Consider the following 26,191-nt stretch of genomic DNA (forward strand, 5'->3'; position numbering starts at 1 on the left):
GTCATTTGTGATGCAAATCTACACCAAAAATTTAATATTGCAAAAAATTATCGCTATTTTTGCAGGCAAGAATCCAGGGAGATGCTACAAAGAATACAGACTGTATGGATATTTCTGGCGATTTTGGGAGCCGTTTTTCTGTTCGTTACCGGGCAGGATTTTTCTCTTTTCGGACCTACGCCGTTTATTTCTATCGCTTGTGTTGTTTTGGTTTTGTTTGGATTTATCAGTATCCTAAGTTATAAGGACAGAAAAAGACAGATCTTGCTGAATAACATCAGCATTTTCATAAACGTTTTGTTGCTCGGTTTATTGGCGTACTGGTTACTAACTTTATCCGGAGGAATTAATTTTCCTGAGAAGGGTATTGAGCCCATCTTTCCGTTAATATCAATAGTTAGTTTGCTCATTGCAAACATCTATATCCGGAAAGACGAGCGGCTCGTAAAATCTGTGGACCGACTCCGCTAAACTTACAACGATTTTTTTTTGAGTGAAACAGTTCCGTGTGGGACTGTTTTTTTTGTTTGGTGAATTTCCAAATTTTCAAATTCTCAAATTTTTAAATCCCCTCCTTTTCCGTTCAAATTCCGTAATTTTGCCGCTTAACCATCAACGGATGAAACCTCTTCAACGGATTCTCTCTTTTGCAAAACCGCACCAAAACTACCTTTTCGGGAGCATTTTCTTTAATTTGCTCTACTCGGTTCTGCAGATTTTTTCCATTGTCACAATGCTTCCGATTCTGCGGATCCTCTTTAAACTCGACAAAGAAGTCGATACCTCCAAAGTTCCCGTTTACAGCGGAAGGTTTGCAGATTATTTCGGCTATCTGAAAGATACGGCGTACTACAAAATCCAGATGAACATCAACGAGTATGGTGCAATCCAGGTTTTGGCGGTACTTTGCGGGATTACCGGAACTGCCTTTTTGCTGCGTAACCTTTTCAGGTATTTGGGAGCTTATTTCCTGGTAAATTACCGAGTTGGGATTACTAAGGATTTGCGAACCGCGATGTATAACAAGTTCCTCAAACTCCCCGTTTCATTTTTTACGGAACAGAGAAAAGGCGATATGATGTCGAGAATTTCCAACGACATTGGTGCAGTAGAGGGCGGAATTATGGGCAGCTTGGTCGATATTCTGAACTCGCCGTTTATGATTATTTCGTCGCTGGTAACGCTGTTCATCCTATCACCGAAACTTACACTTTTCTCATTGCTGGTTTTTCCTGTGATGGGTTGGCTGATTTCGTTTGTCGGGAAAAGTTTGAAACGTAAAGCAACCGCAGCACAGGAAGAATTGGGGAATCTGTTTTCTTTAGTTGATGAAACCCTGAAATCGTCGAAAGTCATCAAAATTTTTAATGCCGACAAAATCCTTAAAAACCGTTTCAACCATACCACCTACAACTGGCAGAAGTACGCGATCGGAATGAGCAGAAGGCGCGAACTCGCTTCACCGATGAGCGAATTTTTGGGTTCAGTGACCATCTTGATTATCACTTGGTATGCAGGAACCGAAATCATTAACGGAACCAATAAAGATCCAGTGACTTTCCTTGCGTTCATCGGAGTTTTCTTTCAGATTTTGGATCCGGCGAAAAAACTGTCGAATGCGATTTCTGCAATTCAGGGTGGGATGGCGAGTTTGGACCGCGTCTCCGAAGTTTTAGATTACGATCTGAAAGTGGATGAGGCAGAAAATCCTGTGGAAATCTCTACATTAAAAGATAAAATTGAGTTTAAAAACATTGGTTTCTATTACGATAAGGACAATGTGATTCTTAAGAATTTCAATCTCACGATTCCGAAAGGAAAAACGATTGCGCTGGTTGGACAGTCAGGTTCGGGAAAAACCACGATTGCCAATTTGCTTGCCAGGTTTTACGATGTTTCCGAAGGTGAAATTTTGGTAGATGGAATTAATATCAAAGATTTAAAAGTTCAGGATTACCGAAATCTTTTGGGAATGGTAACGCAAGAATCGGTACTTTTTAATGATTCTGTTTTCAATAATATTTTGATGGGAAAACCCGATGCTACTGAAGCAGAAGTAATTTCCGCGGCAAAAATTGCCAATGCCCATCAGTTCATCGAAAACCTTCCCGAGAAATATTTCACCAATATCGGCGACGATGGCAACAAACTTTCTGGTGGACAAAAACAGCGCGTTTCCATTGCAAGAGCAGTTCTGAAAAATCCTCCAATTATGATTCTGGATGAAGCCACTTCCGCACTCGACACCGAGTCGGAAAGATCGGTCCAGGATGCGCTCGAAAAAATGATGGAAAACCGAACTTCTTTAGTTATCGCTCACCGACTTTCTACTATTCAGAAAGCAGATCTAATCGTGGTGATGGAACGTGGCGAGATTGTGGAACAGGGAACTCATCAGGAACTTTTTGAAAAAAACGGGGTGTATAGAAAACTCGTTGAACTTCAGAATTTTGGGTAAGTTTGATTGTAAATTCTCTTTGTCTTTCCGCAATGAATCCTTTAAATGAATACTATCTGCGCCAACCGGAACCTTCGCGGAGCATCCTTCTTTTTCTGCGCGAATTTATTTTAAAACACGATCCGCAGATTACTGAAACGCTGAGTTTCGGGCTGCCTTTTTTCAAATTTAAAGGTAAAATGTTCTGTTATTTCAATTACCACAAGAAATTCGGAAAGTATTACATCAGTTTCAATAAAGGAAAGGAGCTGATGTATGCTGAATTGGTTCGGGAAGACAGAAAACTGTTTAAAATTCTGCTGATCGACGAAAACGAAGATCTTCCGGTAGAACTGATCTCACAAATCATGGAAGACCTGAAGAAAATGCTGTGACAAATTCGCAAATGAGCACATTACCAAATTAACACATTATCAATCTTTACCGCCCAATCAGTTTCTTAATCGAGTTCTGTTTCATTCATCGATCAAATCTCAATTAACATTTTTATTGCACTGGAATTATCGCCTTATTTAATCTATTTTTGAACAGTAAAGTGTGGCTGAAAATTCTTGATCTCTACACCGTTGTAGATGAGCTTAGAAACTCCAATATTGTTGGGTAAATAATAATACGTGACGTTGAGTTCATCGGTAATCTCACTATTAAATTTTATTCTTAAGCTTCTGTTATCTTCTCCTTTAGGAGTCTTCAAGGCAATCCAAATGTATAGTTTATCGGTTCCATAAACAGGACGAAATTCATAACCATAAGGATAATTTGGACTATCACCACCATAATATTCTTGCCATTGTCCATTTTCAAGATAGGAAATACGCACTGCCTTTTTATCGAATTCTGGTTTGTCAAATAAATAGGTACCGTCACTTAAAGCAATGTTAAAGAGTAATTGGTAATTCATAATTGCAGAATTATCTGGTCTATCTTTACAGGAAAAAAATAGAAGAAAAAGAAGCAATAAAGTCATCGAAATTGTTGCTTTCATCACAGTAAGAATTTATGGTTTTGCATAATAAATCATTTTTCTATCTTGGTTGTAGGTATTTTCTCCTGGACTAAAGTTGTTTACACCAAACAAACCATCATGCAATCCGCCCCAACCCCAGTTCATGAATAGCATAAAGTATCCATATCCACCAGTGGCCATTCCATTATCGTCAAATATACATGAATATCCCTGTACATATCCGTCACATACCCATGCATGTCCTTTGTATTGAAGACCTAAGAAGCCATAATATCTGCCACCTGAAAGATACACAGGATAATTGGAGTTTATTAGTGACGGAATATAGGTATGATTGAAATTGGTGTAGCTTACCGCAGAATATCCTAAGAATGACAACGCCTCCGCAGCTTTCTCATCAAAAGCGGAAGAGGATGCACATCCATAGTTCATATTAACCAAACCCCCAACATCTGCCATAAGTTGCGAGGTTTCTTGACTTCCTCCAATATTTGGCATTAAACTCCAATTATAATTGTTAGGAAACTCATTATATTTCATAATTTGAGCAACTGCTGTAGCCACGCATCCTGTCCAAGCTCTTCCATTATGAGGAGTTCCATCGCCATAGCATCCTTTATCAGGACAAAACCAATTATATCCATCACCTTGTCCCCACTTTGTTTTTAATAATGGACCAACTGAACTATGGTACTGACTCGGACAATCGTAAGCATTGCCGCCTTCACCATCTGGTGGTTCACGATTTACAATAGCATCCCATTGTCCTTTTATTTCAACAAGTTGTGGAACGTTATCCTCTCTTGCGAGCTCAAGTTCATGTATTTCAGTATCTAAATACCCTAAGAAGGATTGAGGTAAATCTTCCGATAATTCAAATTTTCCTGATTCAACAATCCCCATGATCGGATGGCTTCGTTTATCTGCTGCAAATAAAATATATCCATTATCCTTCAGGTTAATTGCATAAAAGGCATTGATACCTTTCTTATCCTTGATTTCTACAATATTATCAATTTGAAGCGAATCACCATTCTGTCTTTTATTTCTACTAAGAAAATTAGCATTGAAAAGCTTTGTCTTGCTGCTCACCTTATAAAAAAGTTTGCTTTCCACAATTTTTTCTGCCTCTTTTTTAGTCACAAAATGATCGTTATCAATTAATCTTACGAAAGGCTCGCTTCTACAGTTGGTTAGTAGGAAACCCAATGTAAAAAGAAAATAGATAAATAAGTTTTTCATAGAAATTTGATTTAGCCAAATATACTTCTTTATCCAGAATAATTTTACCTCGAACAAATCCTTAACAATTATTTAATTCTACTGCCCAATCAACTTCTTAATCGAGTTCAGTTTCATCAGCGCTTCAATTGGCGTCAAAGTATTGATGTCGATTTTCGTCAGTTCCTCGCGGATGTTTTCCAGAACGGGATCATCGAGCTGAAAGAAAGATAGCTGTAAATTTTCTTCGGTGATGGCTTTGGTTTTTTCTTTTCCGTTTTTCTGGGAACGGCTTTTTTCTAAAGTCTTCAGAACTTCGTTCGCTCGGTTGACCACCGTTGAAGGCATTCCCGCTAGTTTTGCCACGTGGATTCCGAAACTGTGTTCGCTTCCGCCTGCAACGAGTTTCCGCATAAAGATAATCGTCCCTTTATTCTCCTGGATCGAAACGTGGAAATTTTTAATCCGCTCAAAATTCACCGTCATTTCGTTGAGTTCGTGGTAATGCGTCGCAAATAAAGTTTTCGGCTGCGTTGGATGTTGGTGCAGGTATTCCGCGATTGCCCAGGCTATCGAAACGCCGTCGTAAGTGGAAGTTCCGCGACCAATCTCATCCAGAAGGATTAAACTTCGTTCGGAAATATTATTCAGAATATTCGCTGCCTCGTTCATTTCCACCATAAAGGTCGATTCGCCCGCAGAAATATTGTCGGTCGCACCAACCCGCGTGAAAATCTTGTCGAGAATCCCGATTTCGGCGTGTTTCGCAGGAACGAAACTACCAATTTGTGCGAGAAGACAGATGATTGCAGTTTGACGGAGAATCGCAGATTTACCCGCCATATTCGGTCCCGTAACCATGATGATCTGCTGCGAATCCTTGTCGAGAAAAAGGTCGTTTGGAATATATTTTTCACCGAGAGGAAGCGCGTTTTCGATGATCGGGTGTCGTGCTTCGGTTAATGAAATTTCAAAAGAATCATTCAAAATCGGTTTCGTATAACTCTCAGAAACAGCGAGTTCCGACAAACCTACACCACAGTCGAGTTCGGCGATAATCTTGGAATCTTCCTGAATCTGATCGATGTAGATCATCACGTTTTCGCAAACTTTTCGGTACAGATCATGCTCGATTTTGGAGATTTTTTCTTCGGCACCGAGAATCTGTTCTTCGTATTCTTTCAGTTCCTCGGTGATATATCTTTCCGCATTGACCAGCGTTTGCTTACGAATCCAATCGGTGGGAACCTTGTCTTTATGGGTATTTCGAACTTCAATAAAATATCCGAAAACGTTATTGAAACTAATTTTCAAACTCGAAATTCCCGTCCGTTCGGTTTCCCGTTCGCATATTTCATCGAGGAAGCTTTTTCCTTTATGCTGAAGATTTCTCAGCCGATCCAGCTCTTCGGAAATTCCGTTTTTAATGACATTTCCTTTCGCAATATTTACGGGAAGTTCCTCATTCAGATAGTTTTCCAAATATTTGATGAGATCTTCGAGCCCGTTTAATGGATTCAGGTAAGCCAAATGCTCATCAAAAGAATGAAGCAAGTTTTTGATTTGATGGATGTTAACCAAACTTTGACGAAGGTAACCGAGTTCTTTCGGTGAGATTTTTTCGGAAGCCAGTTTTCCCATCAATCGGTCGAGGTCGGAAATCGTTTTCAGCAGCTGAAGGATTTCGTATTTTAAATCATCTTCTTTGTTAAAGAATTCGATCAGTCCCAATCTTCTGTTGATTTCGTCCACTGATTTTAGTGGGAGAATCAATCTTCTCCGCAACAATCTTCCTCCCATCGGAGTTGAGGTTCTGTCGATAATGTCGAGCAGCGATTTTCCGTGAGGATTGCTTGGATAAACGATTTCCAGATTCCTCAAGGTGAAATTATCCATCATCAGATAATCGTCTTGCGGAATCAGTTGGATTTTGGTAATATGCTGTAAAAGAGCATGATGTGTGTCTTCGACCAGATAAGCGAAAATTGCTCCTGCCGAAATAATTCCCAGTTTCATTTCTTCCACACCGAAACCTTTCAGCGATTGGGTTTTGAAATGGTTGGTCAGTTTTTCGTAAGCGTAATTGTATTGGAACGCCCAGTCTTCGAGCTTGAAAGTATTTCTGGTTTTAAGCTGCGATGGGAGTTCGGTCGTTCTTTGGTAAATAATCTCACTCGGATCAAAAGTATGGACGATGTGGAGGAGTTTTTCCAGATTCCCTTCCGAAACCAGAAATTCACCTGTGGAAACATCGACCAAAGTCATCCCGAATTTCTCTTTTTCCTTGTGGATGGAAAGCAGGAAGTTATTTTTCTTGGAGGTTAAAACCTGCTCGTTGAAAGTCACACCCGGAGTAACCAATTCGGTAACGCCGCGTTTCACAATTCCTTTCACCGTTTTCGGATCTTCCAGCTGGTCACAAATCGCCACACGAAGCCCCGCTCTCACCAATTTCGGAAGATACGAATCGATAGAATGGTGCGGAAAACCAGCCAGTTCCAGTTGCGAATCGCCGTTGTTTCTTTTGGTCAGCACAATCCCCAGAATCTGAGAAGCTTTAATGGCATCGGACCCGAAAGTCTCATAGAAATCCCCGACTCTAAACAGCAGAAGCGCATCAGGATATTTTCCCTTGATGGTGTTGTACTGCGTCATTAATGGGGTTTCTTTCTTTGCCATCGAGATTGTTAAAACGGTTTGTGAAGGTGCGAAAATAAAAATAAAAGACGTAAAAACCTTACTTTTGTCAAAATTACGAAAATGTCCACCACCAAAAAACTGAAGCTCGAAGAATTAGGGAGAATCGATGTTGAAACCTTTAAGCAAACCGATAAGATTCCGCTCGTGGTGGTTTTGGACAATGTGAGGAGTATGCATAATGTAGGTGCAGTTTTCCGAACGGCGGATGCTTTTTTGGTTGAGAAAATTATTCTATGCGGAATCACGCCGCAACCTCCACATCGCGAAATTCACAAAGCCGCATTGGGAGCAACCGAAAGTGTAGATTGGGTTTTCGAAAAGAACATTTCAGCGGCGCTTGAAAACTTGAAGAAGGAAGACTTCAAAATCATCGGGATCGAACAGACCACAAACTCCGAACTGATCACCAACTTCAAAATTAAAAAAGGTGAAAAATACGCCATCGTTTTGGGCAATGAAGTGGAAGGTTTAAGCGATGAAGCACTTCCGCTTTACGATCATTTTCTTGAAATTCCACAATTGGGAACAAAGCATTCGCTCAACGTTTCCGTATGTGCAGGAATCGTGATGTGGGAATTTGCCAAGAGTTTGAAGTTTGAGGTTTGAAGTTTACTCACAGTTTTTTTTATTTTTATATTTTGAGTTCGTGAATGCTTCGCATTTCAAGTTTCAAGTTTCGAGTTTCAAGTTAAACCACCCCGTCTTCTCCTTCGTCGAAGACACCCCTCCAAAGGAGGGGAATTTAGACAGCACCAAACACGCTTGTCATTCCGAACCCGAAGATTCGGCGGGAGAGGAATCTCTAAATTTACCTGCGGTAAATTTAGCGCCAACCGCCGCCTAAAGCTTGATACAGCTCTACTCCCGCTTTCATTTTGGCATATTCGGCATTGGAAATATTGAGTTCGGCATTTAAAGAATTTACAGAGGCGTTCAGAACTTCCAAATAATTCGCCATCCCGTAATTCACCAATTCCTGGGAAAACTCTACCGATTTCTGATAGGCGTTGAGTTCCTTTCTCTTTAAACTGATAAAAGAATCTTGGGCTTCATAAATTTTCAGCGCGTCAGAAACTTCTTTTCCTGCATTCAAAAGCGTTTTACGGAAATTCAAATAAGCGGCTTCCTTTCTTGCCAAGCTCACTTCGTAGTTGGTTCTGATTTGTCTTTTGTTCAAAATGGGTTGGGTTAAACTTCCAACAAGCGTTGCAAAGAGGGAATTTACGCTGAACAGTTTGTCGATATCCGAACTTTGAATTCCGCCGCTTCCACCAATTCTCAAGCTGGGATAAAACTCCGCTTTTGCAGCATTCGTCAGTTCAAAGGCAGAAATTAGATTGTATTCCGACTGCATTACATCGGCTCTGTTGGAAAGTAAATTCGCCGAGAAGCCGAGTTTGTAATTTGTAGGCATTTTCTGCTGAGCAAGCGTAGTTCTTTCAATTTTTTGTGAAGGAATTCCCAGCAGCAAACTCATTGCATTTTCTAAAAGTTCGGTTTGGGTATCGATATTAACTAAAAGCGATTCTGCATTGAAAACCAACGCTTCACTTTGCTGAACGGCAACTTCAGTGAGTGTTCCCGCATCCTTCAATGCTTTGGTGGTTTCAAGATTTTTTTTACGGATGGCGATGGTTTCGTTAATAATCCGTTTCTGCTCATCGAAGGTCAATAACTGATAATAACCCGACGCAATGGCGGCAACCAAGTCGGTTTTCACCGCTTTGTGAGCAGCGGTAGTTCCAAGATATTGTGCGAACTGGGATTTCTCCTGAGCTTTCAGTTTTCCCCAAATATCGGCTTCCCAGGAAAGATCACCGCTCAAATCGAAAAGGTTATTATATCTTCTGTCCCCAAGAATCTGCCCGCTTTGCGTATTTAATGAGGGAGTCTGAAAAGTGTAACCTGGACCTGCCGAAAGTGTGGGTTGGTAAGCGGCTTTGCTTTGTTTGAGATAAGATTCTGCGGCAACAATATTCTGCAGCGCAATTCTAATGTCGAGGTTGTTTTCAAGTCCGTTCTGAATATGTTTCTGAAGAACGGCATCGGTGAAAATCTCACGCCAGGAAACGGTTGCAATACTTGAAGAATCTTTCGGAAGCTGATCGGTTCTGAACAGGTTCTCATTAACAATTTCATACGGACGATCGTACTTTTCACGCGTCATACACGACGACAAAACCATCATTGAAACAACTGCAATCAGGAAAGTTCTGATCTTATTTTTGTTTTTGAAATTCTTTACCATCATTCTACTCGCTTAGGTTGATATCTTTTGAAGTTAATGGTTTAATCTTCTCGTGCAAGCTTTGGAAAATCACGTACAGCACAGGAATCGCCACCAATCCGAATGCGGTACCGATAAGCAAACCTGCAGCAGCACCCGTTCCGATGGATCGGTTTCCGACCATTCCGATTCCGCTTGAAAAAACCAGTGGAAGCATTCCGAAAATAAATGCAAAAGAAGTCATCAGAATTGGTCTTAACCTCGCTTTTGCCGCATTAATCGCCGACATTGGAATACTTTCGCCACGATGTCGTCTCTGAACGGCAAATTCTACAATAAGGATTGCATTCTTCGCGAGCAAACCAATGAGCATCACAATCGCGATCTGGAAGTAGATATTGTTTTCGAGTCCGAAGATACTTTGCCCGAAATACGCACCCACCACTCCGAGTGGCAAAGAGATAATCACGGCAAATGGCAAAATGTAACTTTCATATTGTGCCGCCAATAAAAAGTAAACGAAAACAAAACTCAGCAGGAAAATCACGAAAGTCTGCGATCCCGCCTTCATTTCTTCTTTGGAAAGTCCTGTAAACTCTACGTCGTAATCCGCTGGAAGATTTTGTGCGGCAACTTCCTGAACCGCCTTAATTGCATCCCCCGTTGAAAATCCTGGATTACTCGAACCCGTGATATTTACGGAGGTAAAAAGGTTGTACCGCTCAATCGCCTGTGGTCCGAATCTTCTTTCCATTGTCACGAATTGGGAAACGGGCGCCATTTGTCCGCTTGAAGTCCGCACATAATATTTGCTCAAATCCTGAATATTCTGCCGATCATCGGGAAGCGACTGGATCATCACCCGAAACTGTTTTCCGTATTTGGTAAAATCCGAGGAGTAAATTCCGCCGACATAACCCTGCATCGCACCGAGAATACTGGTCACAGTAACGCCGACTTCTTTTGCTTTAGCGACATCGACCACCATTTCATATTGCGGATAATTGGTGTTAAAGGAAGTACTCGCAAACTGAATTTCAGGTCTTTGCATTAAAGCGCCGATGAAATTTTGGGAAACCGAACTCAAATCAGTGAGCTGGTTTCCTGCCTTATCAAGAAGAACAGCGGAGAAACCGTCACTCGAACCGAAACCGCGAACACTTGGCGGAGCGAAAAATACAATCTTCGCGTCGGGAAATTTCGAGGCGATCCCGAAAAGTTTTTTGGTAATGGTTACGTCATCAAGACCTTTCTCGCTGTATCTTTCGTGGAAAGGTTTCAGCCGCACAAACGCCTGTCCGACATTGGGTCCGTTTCCAGACATAAATCCACGACCGGAAGTAAAGGTAACGTTTTGAACACCCGGAAGTTTTCGGGCTTCCTCCTGAAGTCCTTTCAAAACGTTATAAGTCCGCTCCATCGATGCTCCTGGTGGAAGCTGCACATCGGTAAAGATAATTCCGCGGTCTTCTTTAGGAATAAATCCTGTCGCCATATTCGAGTTGGCCCACCAAAAAGTAATTCCTCCTGCCAGAAAAATCACGAGTGTCACCCATTTATGTCTTAAAAGAAAACTGAACGATCTTCCGTATCTGCGGGTTACCGCGCGGAAACCTTCATTAAACTTATAGAAAAACTTGTCCTTCCAGTTCATCTGCTCATACTCCTTATTGTTTTTGCTGTGTGACTTTAAGAATAATGAACAAAGCACAGGACTCAAAGTAAGTGCGTTAACTGCGGAAATCAAAATTGCAATAATCAGCGTAATCCCAAACTGCTGGTAGAAAACTCCAGCGGGACCGGTAAGAAAGGTTACCGGAATGAAAACCGCCGCCATTACCAAAGTTATCGAGATGATGGCTCCCGTAATTTCATCCATTGCTTCCACGGTTGCTTTTCGGGAATCGGTGATGCCGCCTTCAATTTTGGCGTGAACGGCTTCTACGACGACAATCGCGTCATCCACCACAATTCCGATGGCGAGAACCAATGCGAAAAGCGTCAATAAATTCAGGGAATATCCCAAAAGATTCAGAAAGAAAAAACTACCGATAATCGAAACGGGAACCGCAATCGCGGGAATGAGCGTCGAACGGAAATCCTGCAGGAAAATAAACACCACGAGGAAAACCAGAATAAACGCCTCGATCAGTGTGGTGATTACTTTGCCGATCGATGCTTCGAGAAATTCGTTGGTGTCGAAGTTAATGGTGTAACCCACTCCTTCCGGCAAAGTTTTTTCGGTTTTGTCGAGGAATTCCTTTACTTCTTTAATAATATTTTGAGCATTAGAACCGGGAGTCTGGAAAATCCCCATACTGATGGAACGTCTTCCGTTGTTCTCACCACTTCCTGAGTAACTTTGCGCGTCGAGGTCAATTCGGGCAACATCTTTCAAACGGAGATATTGACCGTTTCCGAGCGAACGCAAAACAATATTTTCATAATCATCCACTTCGTTGAGTTTCCCTTTATAGGTAATCACGTACTGGAAAGAGTTCCCGCTGTTTTCGCCAAACTGTCCTGCTGCAGCTTCGCGCGACTGCTCATTGATTGCAGCACTCACTTCAGAAGGTTCCAAACCATAAGAAGCCATTTTCACTGGATCGAGCCAAACTCTCATCGAGTAATTTTTTCCACCAAATGCGGAAGCGTCGCCCACTCCATTAATCCTACGAATCTGAGGGATGATATTGATATTCAAATAGTTCTGAAGCCAAACTTCATTCAGCTGCGGATTCGAGGTGTAAAAGGAGAGAAACATCAAAGCACTCGTATTCTGTTTCGAAGTGGTGACTCCCGATCTCGTAACTTCCGCGGGAAGCAAAGGCATTGCACGCTGCACACTGTTCTGCACGTTCACCGCGGCGATATCTGGATTGATTCCCGGTTTAAAGAAAATCTGGATGTTCGCCGAACCGTTGTTTCCTGCTGATGAGGAAATGTAATCCATTCCTTCGACACCGTTTACCTGCTCCTCGATTGGGATTACTACGGAGTTCATCACGGTTTGTGCGTTTGCTCCTGTGTAGTTTGCGGAAATCCGAACCGTAGGCGGCGCAATATCAGGATACTGCGTCACAGGAAGCTGTAGATAACCGAGAATCCCCAAAATTACGATCAGAATGGAAACTACCGTTGAAAGTACGGGGCGGTCTATGAATTTCTTAATCATAATTAATCTTCAAAAATAGGTTGAATCGCTTTCGTAAGTTCGTCAATCGTTTTCAGCTCCTGTTTTACTGCAGTTCCCGATTTCAGGGTTCCAACTCCTTGTGCTACAACGGTTTCGCCATTCTTCACTCCATCGCCGATTAATACCAGATTGTTCACACGATCGATTACTTTAATAGTGGAATTTTTCGCGGTATCCTTATCGACTTTAAATACATAAACCAATCCCTGCTGTTCGTAAGTTGCGCTTTCCGGGAGTACCATTACTTTATCATAATTTTTTGGAATTCGGATGGTTCCGGTGTTTCCGTTGCTTAAAAGTTTCTGCGGATTCGGAAGCGAAACCCTGAATTGTATTGTTCCGGTGGAAGCATCGATCTGTCCCGTCACTGCCTGGATTTTTCCTTTTTCGGGATAAACGTCGCCATTTGCCATCAACAGTTCCACCATCGGCATATTTCTTAATTTTTCGGGAACGGTCGCTCCGTAGGAATTTTTCAAAAAGTCGAGGTATTCCTTTTCGTTCATTGAGAAATAGGCGTAAAGTTCGCTGGTGTCGGAAACTGTCGTAATCGGCGTTGGATCACCTGGACCGACTAAGCTTCCGTTTCGCAGGTTGATTTTCCCAACCACACCTGAAACTGGGGCGCGAATGATGGAGTAATCAATATTTGCCTGAACTCCTTGATAATTTGCCTGAGCTTGAGCGACTCCCGCACTCGCCTGCTGTTTCGCCGCGATTGCCTGAGAAAGCTGAGCATTCGCTCTCGAAAGATTTGCTTGAGCGGTCTGAAGCTGAACGTTGCTGATGATATTTTTTTCTACTAATGGGCGAAGTTTATTCACCTCGACTGTGGCGGCATTTACCGCTGCTTGAGCCGCCTTTACATTGGCATCTGCTGCGGAAACACTGCTTTGCGCCGCACCAATTCCCGCTCTCGCTGCAGAAGCGGATTCGTTTAATGTATTGGTTTCCAGTCGAAAAAGTGGTTGTCCCTTGGAAACATATTGTCCTTCATCCACCAAAACCTGGGTGATGTAACCCTGGATTTTTGCGCGAACATCATTATTCACTCTCCCCTGAATACTTGCAGGAAAAGAAGTGAAGCCGGTCACATCGCGGGTTTCAACCTTAACCGTGGTCACCGTTTTTGTGGAGTCTGGTTTTTTGTCTTCTTTCTTTTTGCAGGAAATAACAGACAAAGCCGCCATTGTAACTATTAAAAGTTGATTTTTCATACGTTAAAGTTTGGTTAGCGTTTCCTGGATACTATCGATGTTTTTATTTAAAAGCGATTTGTAAATTTCGAATTTTTCGTTGAGATTTTCATCATCTGAATTACGGAAATCGTGCAAGCGGTTCAAGATTTCCATCTCGGTCTGCATTTTTCTGATGACTTCTTCAAAACGGATTTTGATATAATTGTCATTAATGACGAAAAAGCGTTTCCGCTCATCAATGGGCGTGAAATCTTTAATCAAGTTGGAAGTCAGCAGCAGATGGAGGTTGGAAGAAACTGAGCTTTTACTGGCATGAAAGATCTCGACAAACTGTTCAAAACAGATTCCCTTTTTCTCGAAGTCGAAAATCAGGTAGGCATAAATCTTCGAAGCAAGCGGCGGAAGATGGAAAACTTCCCCATAAAAGCTGACCAGGTCCTGGTAAATTTCTTTGTCTATTTCCATCTTATTAATGGTGACCGACAAAGATAAAAAATAGGTTCGGAACAAAACGAACCGATTGGAATTTTTAAGAAAACTTTATTATTTGAGGGATGTTTTTTAAGAATTTGAGGGATATTCGCGAAAAGGAGTTGGGGAAATTATTTAGGGAATTTTAAACCACCCCGTCTTCACGATCTTCTTCTTAAAGTCTAGCTAATTTGTATGAAATAGATTTACGTTGGAAATTTTCTTTACCCCGACCCTAAAGGGCAGAAAATTTCTTTCAAAATAAACCTAAATTTGCTCCTTTTAGGGTCGGGGTAATCAAATTTAGGTTTATTTTGAAACTCTAAACAAGCTCTCAATCCAGGGGAATTCTTTTTTACCCGAATGCGCCGCGAATATATTTCTGGGTGAGTTCGTGTTTCGGGTCATTGAAAATTTGCGCCGTTTCTCCGAACTCCACCACTTCGCCGAGATACATAAACGCGGTTTTGTCAGCAACTCTTTGCGCCTGTTGCATATTGTGCGTAACGATCATGATGGTGAATTCCTTTTTTAGTTCGTGGATCAGCTCCTCGACTTTTTTGGTGGAAATTGGGTCGAGCGCGGAACACGGTTCGTCCATCAGAATCACTTCGGGTCGTAACGCGACAGTTCTTGCGATACAAATTCTTTGTTGCTGACCGCCGGAAAGTCGGGTCGCAGGTTTTTTCAGGTCGTCTTTCACCTCATCCCAAATATAGCTTTCTTTTAAGGACTGTTCGATAATTGCAGGTCGGTCTTTTTCGGGTACATTATTGATTTTCAGACCATAATTAATGTTTTCGTAAATGCTTTTGGGAAAAGGGTTGGCTTTCTGGAACACCATTCCGATTTTCTTTCGGATTTGGGTGACGGAAGTTTTTGGGTCGTAAATATTCAGATCATCGAGGTAGAAATCGCCTACTACTTTTGCTTCAGAATTCAGATCGTGCATTCTGTTGAAACATCTGAGCAACGTCGATTTTCCGCATCCGGAAGGTCCGATCAAAGCGGTGACTTTATTTTTTTCGAAGTCGATATTGGCGTTTTTCAGGACGTGTTTTTCGCCAAACCAAAGGTTGACGTTTCTGCCTGAAAGTTTTATATTATCTGTCATTTTTAGAATATTTGTAGCGGATGTAAAATGCCGTCAAACTCAGCAGGAAAACGACCACAATTAAGATTAAAGCCGTTCCGTACGCTAAAGGACGAACCTGCTCAATCGCCTGATGTTGCGTAGAAAGCATATAGAGATGATACGGAAGCGCCATAAATTCCTGATTGAGCTGACCCGAATTTCCGGTGATGAAAAACGCCACTCCGGTGAAGAGAATCGGCGCGGTTTCTCCTGCAGCTCGAGAAAGTGTGAGGACAACTCCCGTTAAAATTCCCGGTAAAGCGGAAGGAAGAACGACATCTTTAATGCTCTCAAACTGTGTCGCGCCAACTCCCAGTGCAGCTTCCCGCGTGGAATTCGGAATTCTGCGGAGCGCTTCTTCCGTGGTGGTAATAATGTAAGGCAAAGAAAGCAGTCCCAAAGTTAATCCCGCCGAAACCATCGACGTTCCCAAATTCAGTCCCTGAACAAAAAGCGCCAAACCAAAAAGTCCGTAAATAATCGACGGAATCCCCGATAGATTTCTGATCGAGGCGCGGATAATTCTGGTCAGATTGGTTTCTTCAGCATATTCATTTAAGTAAATCGCACAGGAAACGCCAAACGGAATACAGAAAAGCGCAGTAAGCAAAGTCAGCAAAATGGTTCCGAAAATCGCAGGGAAAATCCCACCGGAAGTCATTGCCTTGGTCGGAGTTTGAGAAATAAATTCCCAGGAAATTGCAGGCCAACCTTTAATGATGATGTCTAAAATGATCACTCCCAAAAACAGCAAAACTGTTCCTGTACAGAAAATCAGCACGAACCACTCGAAAAATTTATTCAATCCCTTCATCATAACGCGTGGAATTTTCTGAATTTATTCACGAAATACTCTCCCAAAATATTTACCACCAAAGTCATAAAAAACAGAACGGCGGCAATTGCGTACAAAGCAAAATAGTGCGTGGTGTTGTAGGGAACCTCGCCCATCTCGATCGCAATCGTCGCGGTGATGGTACGAACGGAATCAAAAAATCCTTTCGGAAAAGCGGCGGCGTTTCCGGTCGCCATTAATACGGTCATGGTTTCACCGATGGCTCTTCCAACGCCCAACATGACCGCGGCGATAATTCCTGGAGCTGCGGAAGGAAGCACGATTTTTCGAACGGTTTGCCATTTGTCGGCACCGATTCCCAAACTCGCCTCTCGATAAGTGTGTGGAACTGCGTTAATCGCATCTTCACTCACGGTGATAATCGTCGGTAATGCCATGATTGCCAAAAGAATTGCTCCATTCAGCGCATTCAGTCCGTTGGATTGATTGGTGAAGTCCGCAATTTCGGGACCGAGTAAGACGATGCCTAAAAATCCGATTGCAACGGAAGGAACTGCAGCCAACATTTCGATGGCGGGCTTCAAAAATGCCTTTAATTTTGGCGGGCAATATTCCGAAAGAAAGGTCGCAGTACCGATTCCCAAAGGAATGGCGATCAGCATCGCACCGAAAGTGACAATCGTGGTAGAGACAATCAGCGGCAAAATCCCGTATTGGTTAAAGGACGGATTCCACTGCGTTCCGGAAATAAAATCCAGCGGTGAAAAATCTAGCAGGAAAGCTCCCGTGTTCCACATCAGCATTCCGAAAATCCCGCCCAAAACCGCGATGACCAAAAGTCCCGTGATTTTGAACAGCCACTTGAAAGCCGTGTCCTTTCTTTCTCTGTAAATGGTGTTGCTCATTTAAACTGTTCTAATTTCTTTTATCGTGAAGATAATCAATGTTTTACTCTGTAAAGAATTCAAATCAACCCAATTTGCAATTCAGTACCGAAATTTTCTTTAGCCCTTCCCTGAAGGGAGGAAAATTTCTTCGGTTTCTCCTTTCTCAAAATCATCCAAATCAGTATCGAAAAAATTAGGGTTACAACAGAAAATCCCTTTTCGAAAGCTGTTTTGGCAAAAATGTTTCCCACCGTATTCATTAGAAAAAGAATCAGATATGCCCACAGAAATCCATCAACAATTCTGTCAGAAAAATACGGTCTGATTCCTTTCCCTTTCATTAGCAAAAGAAAAATCAGGAGCAAGTTGATGAAAATCGAAATGGCTTCGAAGACGTACATTTGGGTATCATTTTCGATTCTGCCGCCCCAAGTAATTTCGTACGGAATCATCTTCAGCAAAATACCAAAATGAAACACCAGCACCAACGCGAGGAGTATTAACAAAATCAATATGGCAGAATTTTTCTTCATTTAATTCAAAACATAATAGCCGGAATTTTTGATGATCTCCTTTCCTTTTTCGGTCTTTTCAAAATCGATGAAGGGTTTCGCCTTTTCCCACGAAGTTTTAGGAATAAACTGATATAGCGGTCGTTGGAAGAAATACCGGTTATTCTTAATCGCTTCGTGATCCAGCGGTGAAACGGCAACCGATGACTCTTTCTCTTTGATTTTCAGGGGCTTTACTTTTTGATCGGAAGAATTAAGGAGGTAACCTGCACCAACATAGCCGATTCCGGACGGATCTACTTTGATGCCCTCCATAATTTGGGCGTTCCCGTTCATTTCTTTTGCACGCGGCGAAAATTTGATCTCGAGTTTTTTCTGGATAAAGGAGTGCGTTCCCGAATTACTCTGGCGTCCGTAAATGTTGATGGCTAACTTCTGTCCCGTAATCGGTTCCCAATTTTTGATACTTCCGTCGAGGATTTTCCCTAAAGTTTCCACATCAATTTCGTCGATGGAAATATTGGGATTGACGACGATTGCGGTCGCGTCTTCCGCAAAAATATTGGTGAGAAGTTCGATATTTTTTTCGGCAAAAAGTTCTTTTTCGTCGTCGGTTAAAGGTCTGGAAGAATTGGCAATATCGGCTTGTCCATTAGAAAGCGAAGCAATTCCCAAACCGGAACCGCCGCCGGAAACCGCCAAACTGAATCCTGGATTTTTAGCATAGAAATCTTCAGCAAGCTCTACCGCAAGATTTACTTCGGTATCGGAACCCTTTATTTTTAATGCTTTGTCGTTTTGGTAACAAGAAAAAAATGTCAGGAAAAGTGCCGGAAACATCCACCAAATTCTCTTCCGCATAGTAATTAATTGTCATCAAAATTACTCTTCAAATATGAACTGGCTTTTAAAAAATCGTGAATTTAACGTTAAAAATGAAGTGTTGTGCAAATGAAAAATGGGAAGTAAATGGCTTTGGAAAGTGATCTTAATTATTGTAAACAGATTCGTTCTTAAAACTTTCTACCGCAAAGCTTCGATCATAATTACTTTGAATGAGAAAGCAAAGAATACAGATAAATCTGTTGATGAAGCGCGCTTTCTACAGCCGTACTAAAAGATTCTCGCAAGGTTAGACAAAGAGTAATTTTAATGATTGCACATACTTTTAAGCTAAACAAACGTGCTATCGCTTATCTAAGACAAACAAAGTTCAGATATGCAAAAGCAGATGCACAAAAGGTTCAACTATGAAAAATCGGCTCTAAAATTTTTCAATACCCATTATTTCATTAATTTTGTTTGATGGATTTACGCGACCAACTGAAGAACCTTTTCCCCGACCACGAAGAGCAGGATTTTGAAATGCCGGAAGAACAGTTCGTGCAGAAAGAACCCCTCATCTGCAAATTCGAAAAGAAAGGCAGAAACGGAAAACCCGTGACGCTGATCGAAGGTTTTGAAGGAAGCGACGACGAGCTCAAAAAAATCTCTAAAAAAATAAAGACCACACTCGGAATCGGCGGTTCTGAAAAAGACGGGATCATCGTAATCCAGGGCGACAACCGCGATAAGATTATGAAAATCCTGCAGGAAATGGGATACAAAACGAAGAGAGTGGGAGGATAGAAAGAAACAAGACAAAAGACAAAAGGAAAAAGAAACAAGACAAAAGGGAAAAGAGACAAGACAAAAGGAATTCCGATAGGTATCGGAAGAAACAACTCTAAAACTTGAATCTTTAGTTTTTGAATAAGTCGGATGAATGAGTTTGAAATGGTTTGAATTTATTTGAAATTGTTCGAGATCATCAAAACCTTTCAAACCAAATCAAACAAACTCAAATAATATCAAACAAAAATAATATGCTTAACAAACTTGCAGCTTCCGAACTGGTTTTGAATGACGACGGAAGTGTTTACCACCTCAATTTGCTGCCGGAAGATATTGCCGGAAAAATTATTTTAGTGGGCGATCCTGATCGTGTACCGAAAGTTTCGAAATATTTTGACAAGATAGAAATCAAGAAAAACAAGCGTGAATTTTATACGCATACCGGAACTTTGCGCGGCGAAAGAATTACCGTAATGTCTTCAGGAATCGGGACCGAAAATATCGACATCGTGATGAACGAGCTCGATGCTTTGGTGAATATCGACCTGAAAAACAAGGAGTTCAAAACCGAACATACCGCACTGGAACTTTTCCGACTTGGAACCTGCGGAAGTGTGAATCCCGATGTAGAAGTTGACAATATGCTGGTCACCCAAAATGTGGTGGGATTGGATGGATTGCTGCATTTCTATTCCGACTATCAGTTTGAGAACGAATTCTCCCGAAACTTTCTGGATAAATTCCCTTACGAAAAAATCAAGCCGATGTTGTACTTTGCAGATTGGGCAGAAGAAATTTCCGACTATTACAAAGACGCAAAATACCACGGAAACACGGCAACTTTCCCAGGATTTTACGCTCCTCAAGGAAGACAACTTCGTTTGAAAGCGATCGACGACCAGTTCCTGGAAACGCTTAACGATTTGGGAGTGACCAATTTCGAAATGGAAACCTCTGCGATTTACGGACTCTCTAAATTGCTGGGACACAAAGCATTGACAGTAAACTGCGTCATCGCCAACAGAAGACGTGGCGAGTTTTCGGCGGACCACCACGCTTCAGAAAAAAATATGATCGAATGGGTTTTGGATCGGATTATTCCTTAATCAACCATCGAGAAAAACAGAGCAGGCCCGGAAATTTTTCGGGCCTGTTTTTTTGATCATTTGTGTTTTCGGGAGTAGAATTCGCCCTCATCATTTTTGTAACACAAATATTGATCAATTTATTTTTTAAAGCAAATAAACCAAAACTCATTAGCTATTCAAAACCTACAACGATTTGATTTACAAGCCGTTAAATATCGTTAAAGAGAACATAAGTATCTGTCTCGTTGGGAATATTCAACTTAGATCTTATTCTGTATTTCTTGTTTTGTACCGTTCGTATAGAAGTAAAAGTATTGTTTGCGATTTCTTTTGAAGCGAAATTAAGTTTCAGCAAAGCACAAAATTGCAGTTCCGAAATTGAAAGTTTAGGATCCAGCTGCAATAACTTCTGATCAAAATCCGGATAGAGGTCCAGAAACCGCGAATAAAAATTGGCATCGTTGTTCTTAGCAAGTTCAATGACTTCTTTTAGAGGAATTTTAGTCCGATATTACAGTTTCATTTTGCAGGTTGATTCTGTCTTTCGTGCTCGTCAGAAATTTTCAGGTATTCCGTGATCGTTTTCTTAAAATTATCTAGCGCCTTTTCGGGTTGGGAAGTATGGGTGTAATTATCTGACAAAAGCTGATAGTTTTGTGCTTTTACCAAATAATCTTCGGGAAAACTGTTCTTACTTAAAAAATTTTGTGACTGCAAAAGTGTTTTCTCTGCCTCATCATATATGTGGAGGAAAGAAAGAACAATTCCCTGCCTGTTTAGTCCGATTGCATAAAGTCGGCTGTTTTTGGATGAATTAGCTCTACGTACGAGAACTTTGGCGATGGAGTAAGCTTCGTCGTAATCACCTTTTATAAAATAATAGAATGCTTTATTGTTTAGAATTTCAAGTTCGGCAGGAGCATTTTGTTCGTCATGGGCTTTTTTTTCAAGGTTGAGAAGGTCATTGAAACCCTTTTCACGGTCAGATTTCATTATCCCCTGATTTTCTTTGATCTGCTCAACAAGCAAATTTTCTTGCGCATAGAAAAGAAAAGAGAAAAATAGGAGAGAGAAACGAAGTAGTTTCATCAAGAAAAAAAATACGGACTAATACAAAATTACTAATTTTTACAATGACAATCCACCAAATGGTCGCAAACCATTCCTGTTGCCTGCATGTGCGCGTAAACTACAGTGGAACCAAGGAACTTAAATCCACGCTTCTTTAAATCTTTAGCTAAAGTATCAGAAATTTCCGTGGTTGCCGGAACTTCGCCCAGGGTTTTTGGATGGTTGACAATCGGTTTTCCACCTACAAAACTCCAGATGTATTTGGAAAAACTACCGAATTCTTTTTGGACTTCCATGAATTTCTGGGCATTGTTGATCGTCGCCAAAATCTTAAGCCGGTTTCGGATGATTCCCGAGTTTTGCATTAATTCTTCAACTTTAGATTCACTGTATTTTGCGATTTTTTTATAATTAAAATTGTCAAACGCGTTCCTGAAATTTTCTCTCTTGTTCAAAATCGTGTACCACGAAAGTCCTGCCTGGAAACTTTCCAGCACCAGAAACTCGAAGATTGTTTCGTCGCCATAAACCGGTTTTCCCCATTCGTCGTCGTGATATTTGCGGTAGAGGTCGTCTTTCTCACACCAACCGCAGCGGATTAATTCCATTGTTTAAAGTTTTACCAAAAATAAGGAATGATTTTATTCCGAAAGTCGTAAATGATTTTAATCTGATAGAAATATTGGGAAAACTTTGTGATATGTTTAACATAACATTAAAATATTTAGGAATGGTTGTTGTTATTTAACATAATATCAAATTAGATTTTTTCATTAACCAAATGTTTAACACAAAATAAAATTATTATGGACACACAGGATTATAACAAAGCTGAAAACGCTGTTGACAAAGCAAAATGGACGATCAACGACTATGCAGATCGCGCAAAGGACTACATCCGCGAGCAGCGTGAAAAAAATGAAGAACCTACCCACGAAGGTTGGATGGAACGCGCAAGAAACAATATTTCTGACGCGTGGGAAGATACCAAAGACGCTGTTTCGAACGCTTGGGAAACGACAAAAGATTTAGCTGACGATGCCTGGGAAAAAACCAAAGACGCAGCTGAAGACGCAAAAGCAGAAGTAAGAAAAGCGACCAACTAATTCATAACTTCATATTGAGAAGGAAGCCAATGTATTTTGGCTTCCTTTTTTTATGCGAAAAACAATATATTTCTTACTTTTGTTTTTAAAATAAATATTATGTCATACGGATTATTAAAAGGGAAAAAGGGAATTATTTTCGGCGCGCTGAATGAGCAGTCGATCGCCTGGAAAGTTGCGGAAAGATGCCACGAAGAAGGAGCAGAATTCATCCTCTCGAACGCGCCGATCGCCATGAGAATGGGTGAACTGAACGCACTTGCCGAAAAAACCGGTTCTGAAGTAATCGGTGCAGATGCAACCTCTATTGAAGATCTGGAAAAACTTTTTGACGCGGCAATCGCAAAATTTGGCAAAATCGACTTCATCCTGCACTCCATCGGAATGTCCGTAAACGTGAGAAAAGGGAAACACTATACCGAAATGAACTACGACTGGCTCGAAAAGGGTTGGGACGTGTCGTCGGTTTCCTTCCACAAAGTGATGCGCGTTGCCTGGGAAAAAAACTGTATGAACGAATGGGGATCAATCCTTGCGCTGACTTATATTGCGGCACAGCGTACATTCCCGGATTACAACGACATGGCAGATAACAAATCGTACCTGGAAAGTATCGCGAGAACTTTCGGTTATTATTGGGGCGAAAGAAAAGTGAGGGTCAACACGATTTCTCAGTCGCCAACGATGACCACTGCAGGCAGCGGTGTGAAAGGTTTTACCGGATTTATGGGATACGCGGAAGATATGTCGCCACTCGGAAACGCCGATGCACTCGACTGCGCGAATTATTGCGTCGCAATGTTTTCGGACCTTACCAAAAAGGTAACGATGCAGAACCTCTACAACGATGGCGGTTTCAGCAATACCGGAGTTTCGCAAAAAGTGGTGGAGAAATATGATGAGTAATTAGTAATTATAACAGAAAACCGTCGAAATGACGGTTTTTTTTATTGGTTCATTTTCAGAAGCGGTTCGATGTATTCTCGGTCGTTACTCAATCGGGGAACCTTATTTTGTCCGCCCAATTTGCCGCGTTCCGACATCCAGTTATAGAAAAGCTGAGGTTTTGCAACGTGAATAATCGGTTTCTTCAACGTCATATTGTTATAGCGTTTCGCCTCGTAATCGGAGTTCACGGATTTTAAATGATTGTCGAAAAGTTCCGTGAAGCGGTCGAGATCTTCAGGTTCCTTGGTAAATTCGAAAATCCATTCGTGTGCACCGCTTTCGCCGTCTTTCATAAAAACCGGAGCTCCCGTAAAATCGCAAACTGAAGAATCCGTTGATTCACAAGCTTTTGTCAGTGCTGTTTCTACGTTGTCGATCATCAGTTCTTCACCGAACGCATTGATGTAATGTTTGGTTCTTCCCGAAATTTTTATTCTGAAAGGATTTAAGGAAGTAAAACGAACCGTGTCACCAATCAGATAGCGCCATAATCCGCTGTTGGTGGTAATCACCATGGCGTAATTTTTCCCGATTTCTACTTCTTCCAAAGGAATGGCTTCAAGGTTATTCGGGTTGAATTGGTCCATCGGAATAAACTCATAGAAAATTCCATAATCGAGCATCAGCAACATTTCGTCGCTCCCAAACTGATCCTGGATTCCGAAGAAACCTTCTGAGGCGTTGTAGATTTCGTAATAGTTGATGTCTTTTCCGATTATTTTTCGGTATTGTTCACGATAGGGTTGGAAGCTGATTCCACCGTGGAAAAAAACTTCCAGATTCGGCCATAATTCTGAAATGTTTGCATGACCGGTTTCGTTTAAAATCCTTTGCAGCAATACCATCATCCAGCTCGGAACGCCGGTCAAGCTTCCCACGTCTTCATTTTTTACTTCGGACACGATTGCTTTCAGCTTGCTTTCCCATTCCGACATTAATGAAACCTTCTTACTCGGAGTGGTGGTGATTTCAACCCAGAACGGCAGGTTTTCAATCATAATCGCAGAAAGGTCGCCGAATTTGGTGTTGAAATGTTCGTACAGTTCCGAACTTCCACCGAGACGGAGGTTTTTGTTGGAGAACAAATTGTTTTCAGGGTGATTGTTGGCGTAAATGGAAAGCAAATCTTTTCCCGCTTTGAAATGGCAGTCTTCAAGTGCCTCATCCGAAATGGGGATGAACTTGCTTTTTGCATTGGTCGTTCCGGAGGATTTTGCAAACCTTCTGATATTTCCCGGCCAGAAAATATCCGCCATTCCCTGTCTTGCTTTTTCGATATAGGGCTCGAAATCCTCGTAGGTCACAATCGGAACATTTCTGCGGAAATCTCCGTAATTGGAAACGGAACTGAAGCCGTGGATTTTCCCGTAGTCGGTGTTTTCGGCAAAATAAAGTTGGGAGAAGAGTACGCCATTCTGGGTTTCAACAGGATGCTTCATAAAGTTCTGAATCTGGTCGATTCTCTGCCGTATGAACCAGTTGACTACCGTGTTGAAAAGCGCTTTTGTTGCCATAAAAGCAAATATAATATTTTTCTGCTAAAAAAATCTGGGCAATAAGAAATTCCGTACTGTCGAGTTGGAAATAAGTTACATAGAACGCAACATTATTGTTATGTGAGTTGTGAACTATTTATTTGTTGTTGGTTGAAACGCAAAGGATTTATTTTAGAAATACCCTATTTTAAGATGGCAAAGTTCTGGTTCCTCTTCACCAAATTGATGAAGCGCGCACTTAGTCAGCGGAGTTGTTCGCAATCTTTTCTTAGCTTAATCTAGAATAGCTAATATCAATCTTTGCGATTTTGCTACTTCTATATTTTCGTTAGCTGTCACACTTAACAAGAATGCAATCGACGCATACTTTTTTATTTCTACCGGTTTTATCAATGTTAAAGATTTATTAAAGTAATCCCGCTATTTTGGAATTGGTCTAAATAATGGCTAAATTTGGGTATTAATAATTTAAACAAAAAAAGTTATGGCATTCGAATTACCGAAATTGGGATATGCTTACGATGCATTGGAACCCACTATAGACGCAAAAACGATGGAGATTCACCACACGAAACACCATCAAGCATACATTGATAATTTAAACAAAGCAATTGCAGGAACCGATCTCGAAGGAAAAACAATTGAAGAAATCTGCAAAACCGGCACCGATAAAGCTGCGGTAAGAAACAACGGTGGTGGTCACTATAATCATACGTTGTTCTGGGAAATCCTCACTCCGGGGGGAAGCAAAGAACCTGTAGGAAACGTAAAAGCGGCAATCGAAGCTTACGGAGGTTTCGAGAAATTCAAAACCGATTTCGCTGAAGCGGCAAAAACAAGATTCGGTTCAGGATGGGCTTGGTTGTGTAAAAAAGACGACGGTTCAGTTGCGGTTTGCTCTTCACCAAATCAGGACAATCCACTGATGCCAGTCGCAGACTGCAAAGGAACTCCGGTTTTGGGACTTGATGTTTGGGAACACGCTTATTACCTGCATTACCAAAACAGAAGACCGGATTATGTGACCGCATTTTTCGATGTGATCAACTGGGATAAAGTTGAGGAAAAATTCAACGGATAAAACATTAAAATTAAACTA

General features: G+C 41.3%; 25 protein-coding genes. 9 read left to right on the plus strand and 16 right to left on the minus strand.

Translation table 11 applies throughout. The features are described from left to right. The first annotated feature begins 81 nt into the window (after positions 1–81). The 3 genes from MTP09_RS14170 (at position 82) to MTP09_RS14180 (ending at position 2,832) form a co-directional block, all read left to right on the plus strand. Entirely contained in the window at positions 82–471 is a 390-nt protein-coding gene (locus tag MTP09_RS14170; RefSeq protein ID WP_243549305.1) for a DUF4293 family protein, read from the plus strand. Between the two features lie 148 nt (positions 472–619). Beyond that, a complete protein-coding gene (locus MTP09_RS14175) occupies positions 620–2,458 on the plus strand; it encodes an ABC transporter ATP-binding protein (protein ID WP_243549307.1) in 1,839 nt (612 codons plus the stop codon). A gap of 32 nt (positions 2,459–2,490) precedes the next feature. Further along, positions 2,491–2,832: a DUF1801 domain-containing protein gene (locus tag MTP09_RS14180; RefSeq protein ID WP_243549314.1), complete on the plus strand. Its 342-nt coding sequence runs from the start codon at positions 2,491–2,493 to the stop codon at positions 2,830–2,832. Between the two features lie 143 nt (positions 2,833–2,975). Here the strand turns inward: MTP09_RS14180 and MTP09_RS14185 are convergent, their stop codons facing one another. The 3 genes from MTP09_RS14185 to mutS all read right to left on the minus strand — a co-directional run bounded on the left by MTP09_RS14185 (position 2,976) and on the right by mutS (position 7,331). Next, positions 2,976–3,446, minus strand: coding sequence for a hypothetical protein (locus MTP09_RS14185; RefSeq protein WP_243549316.1), 471 nt, complete (start codon positions 3,444–3,446; stop codon positions 2,976–2,978). Positions 3,447–3,455: 9 nt separating this feature from the next. After that, positions 3,456–4,667 (minus strand): C10 family peptidase, encoded by a 1,212-nt coding sequence (locus tag MTP09_RS14190; protein WP_243549318.1) that lies wholly within the window; start codon positions 4,665–4,667, stop codon positions 3,456–3,458. 78 nt (positions 4,668–4,745) lie between these two features. Next, the gene (mutS, locus tag MTP09_RS14195) at positions 4,746–7,331 is read right to left on the minus strand and encodes a DNA mismatch repair protein MutS (RefSeq protein ID WP_243551684.1); all 2,586 of its coding nucleotides are present in this window, start codon (positions 7,329–7,331) and stop codon (positions 4,746–4,748) included. A 75-nt stretch (positions 7,332–7,406) separates the two neighbouring features. Between mutS and MTP09_RS14200 the strand changes: the two genes are divergently transcribed. Beyond that, positions 7,407–7,952 (plus strand): RNA methyltransferase, encoded by a 546-nt coding sequence (locus MTP09_RS14200; RefSeq protein WP_243549321.1) that lies wholly within the window; start codon positions 7,407–7,409, stop codon positions 7,950–7,952. A 217-nt stretch (positions 7,953–8,169) separates the two neighbouring features. Here the strand turns inward: MTP09_RS14200 and MTP09_RS14205 are convergent, their stop codons facing one another. From MTP09_RS14205 to MTP09_RS14245, 9 genes are all read right to left on the minus strand, one after another. Continuing rightward, complete coding sequence (locus MTP09_RS14205) at positions 8,170–9,594, minus strand: efflux transporter outer membrane subunit (protein ID WP_243551685.1); 1,425 nt, start codon at positions 9,592–9,594, stop codon at positions 8,170–8,172. A gap of 4 nt (positions 9,595–9,598) precedes the next feature. Next, entirely contained in the window at positions 9,599–12,748 is a 3,150-nt protein-coding gene (locus tag MTP09_RS14210) for an efflux RND transporter permease subunit (protein WP_243549323.1), read from the minus strand. Positions 12,749–12,750: 2 nt separating this feature from the next. Beyond that, positions 12,751–13,986, minus strand: coding sequence for an efflux RND transporter periplasmic adaptor subunit (locus MTP09_RS14215; RefSeq protein WP_243549332.1), 1,236 nt, complete (start codon positions 13,984–13,986; stop codon positions 12,751–12,753). 3 nt (positions 13,987–13,989) lie between these two features. Beyond that, positions 13,990–14,433 (minus strand): GbsR/MarR family transcriptional regulator, encoded by a 444-nt coding sequence (locus tag MTP09_RS14220; protein WP_243549334.1) that lies wholly within the window; start codon positions 14,431–14,433, stop codon positions 13,990–13,992. Positions 14,434–14,794: 361 nt separating this feature from the next. Next, entirely contained in the window at positions 14,795–15,553 is a 759-nt protein-coding gene (gene pstB, locus MTP09_RS14225) for a phosphate ABC transporter ATP-binding protein PstB (protein ID WP_243549342.1), read from the minus strand. Next, positions 15,543–16,391 (minus strand): phosphate ABC transporter permease PstA, encoded by an 849-nt coding sequence (pstA, locus tag MTP09_RS14230; RefSeq protein WP_243549345.1) that lies wholly within the window; start codon positions 16,389–16,391, stop codon positions 15,543–15,545. Before pstA ends, pstB begins: the two co-directional genes overlap by 11 nt. Further along, on the minus strand, positions 16,388–17,275 hold the full coding sequence (gene pstC / locus MTP09_RS14235) for a phosphate ABC transporter permease subunit PstC (RefSeq protein ID WP_243549347.1): 888 nt from the start codon (positions 17,273–17,275) through the stop codon (positions 16,388–16,390). Before pstC ends, pstA begins: the two co-directional genes overlap by 4 nt. Before the next feature lie 59 nt (positions 17,276–17,334). After that, complete coding sequence (locus tag MTP09_RS14240; RefSeq protein WP_243549348.1) at positions 17,335–17,790, minus strand: hypothetical protein; 456 nt, start codon at positions 17,788–17,790, stop codon at positions 17,335–17,337. Further along, positions 17,791–18,630: a phosphate ABC transporter substrate-binding protein gene (locus MTP09_RS14245; RefSeq protein WP_243549350.1), complete on the minus strand. Its 840-nt coding sequence runs from the start codon at positions 18,628–18,630 to the stop codon at positions 17,791–17,793. Positions 18,631–19,074: 444 nt separating this feature from the next. On the opposite strand from MTP09_RS14245, the gene MTP09_RS14250 reads away from it, so the two are divergent. Together MTP09_RS14250 and MTP09_RS14255 are read left to right on the plus strand one after the other, a co-directional pair. Beyond that, on the plus strand, positions 19,075–19,398 hold the full coding sequence (locus MTP09_RS14250) for a translation initiation factor (protein WP_243549359.1): 324 nt from the start codon (positions 19,075–19,077) through the stop codon (positions 19,396–19,398). A gap of 236 nt (positions 19,399–19,634) precedes the next feature. Then, entirely contained in the window at positions 19,635–20,489 is an 855-nt protein-coding gene (locus MTP09_RS14255; protein ID WP_243549361.1) for a nucleoside phosphorylase, read from the plus strand. A 190-nt stretch (positions 20,490–20,679) separates the two neighbouring features. On the opposite strand, the gene MTP09_RS14595 is transcribed toward MTP09_RS14255, so the two are convergent. From MTP09_RS14595 to MTP09_RS14265, 3 genes are all read right to left on the minus strand, one after another. After that, positions 20,680–20,874 carry a helix-turn-helix transcriptional regulator gene (locus tag MTP09_RS14595; RefSeq protein WP_396022226.1) on the minus strand — a complete coding sequence of 65 codons (195 nt, stop codon included), beginning with the start codon at positions 20,872–20,874 and terminating at the stop codon, positions 20,680–20,682. Between the two features lie 116 nt (positions 20,875–20,990). Beyond that, positions 20,991–21,464: a hypothetical protein gene (locus tag MTP09_RS14260; RefSeq protein ID WP_243549363.1), complete on the minus strand. Its 474-nt coding sequence runs from the start codon at positions 21,462–21,464 to the stop codon at positions 20,991–20,993. A gap of 128 nt (positions 21,465–21,592) precedes the next feature. Then, the gene (locus MTP09_RS14265) at positions 21,593–22,150 is read right to left on the minus strand and encodes a DNA-3-methyladenine glycosylase I (RefSeq protein ID WP_243549365.1); all 558 of its coding nucleotides are present in this window, start codon (positions 22,148–22,150) and stop codon (positions 21,593–21,595) included. A 198-nt stretch (positions 22,151–22,348) separates the two neighbouring features. Here MTP09_RS14265 and MTP09_RS14270 point away from each other — a divergent pair, with 198 nt between their 5' ends. Together MTP09_RS14270 and MTP09_RS14275 are read left to right on the plus strand one after the other, a co-directional pair. Then, positions 22,349–22,648 carry a hypothetical protein gene (locus tag MTP09_RS14270; RefSeq protein WP_243549368.1) on the plus strand — a complete coding sequence of 100 codons (300 nt, stop codon included), beginning with the start codon at positions 22,349–22,351 and terminating at the stop codon, positions 22,646–22,648. Between the two features lie 99 nt (positions 22,649–22,747). Beyond that, complete coding sequence (locus MTP09_RS14275; RefSeq protein ID WP_243549371.1) at positions 22,748–23,554, plus strand: enoyl-ACP reductase FabI; 807 nt, start codon at positions 22,748–22,750, stop codon at positions 23,552–23,554. A 41-nt stretch (positions 23,555–23,595) separates the two neighbouring features. Here MTP09_RS14275 and MTP09_RS14280 read toward each other — a convergent pair whose 3' ends face one another. Further along, positions 23,596–25,110 (minus strand): GH3 auxin-responsive promoter family protein, encoded by a 1,515-nt coding sequence (locus tag MTP09_RS14280; RefSeq protein ID WP_243549373.1) that lies wholly within the window; start codon positions 25,108–25,110, stop codon positions 23,596–23,598. 466 nt (positions 25,111–25,576) lie between these two features. Between MTP09_RS14280 and MTP09_RS14285 the strand changes: the two genes are divergently transcribed. Beyond that, entirely contained in the window at positions 25,577–26,173 is a 597-nt protein-coding gene (locus MTP09_RS14285) for a superoxide dismutase (RefSeq protein ID WP_243549375.1), read from the plus strand. Positions 26,174–26,191: the final 18 nt, after the last annotated feature.

Origin of the sequence: Chryseobacterium suipulveris (assembly GCF_022811685.1) — a bacterium.
GTDB lineage: Bacteria > Bacteroidota > Bacteroidia > Flavobacteriales > Weeksellaceae > Kaistella > Kaistella suipulveris.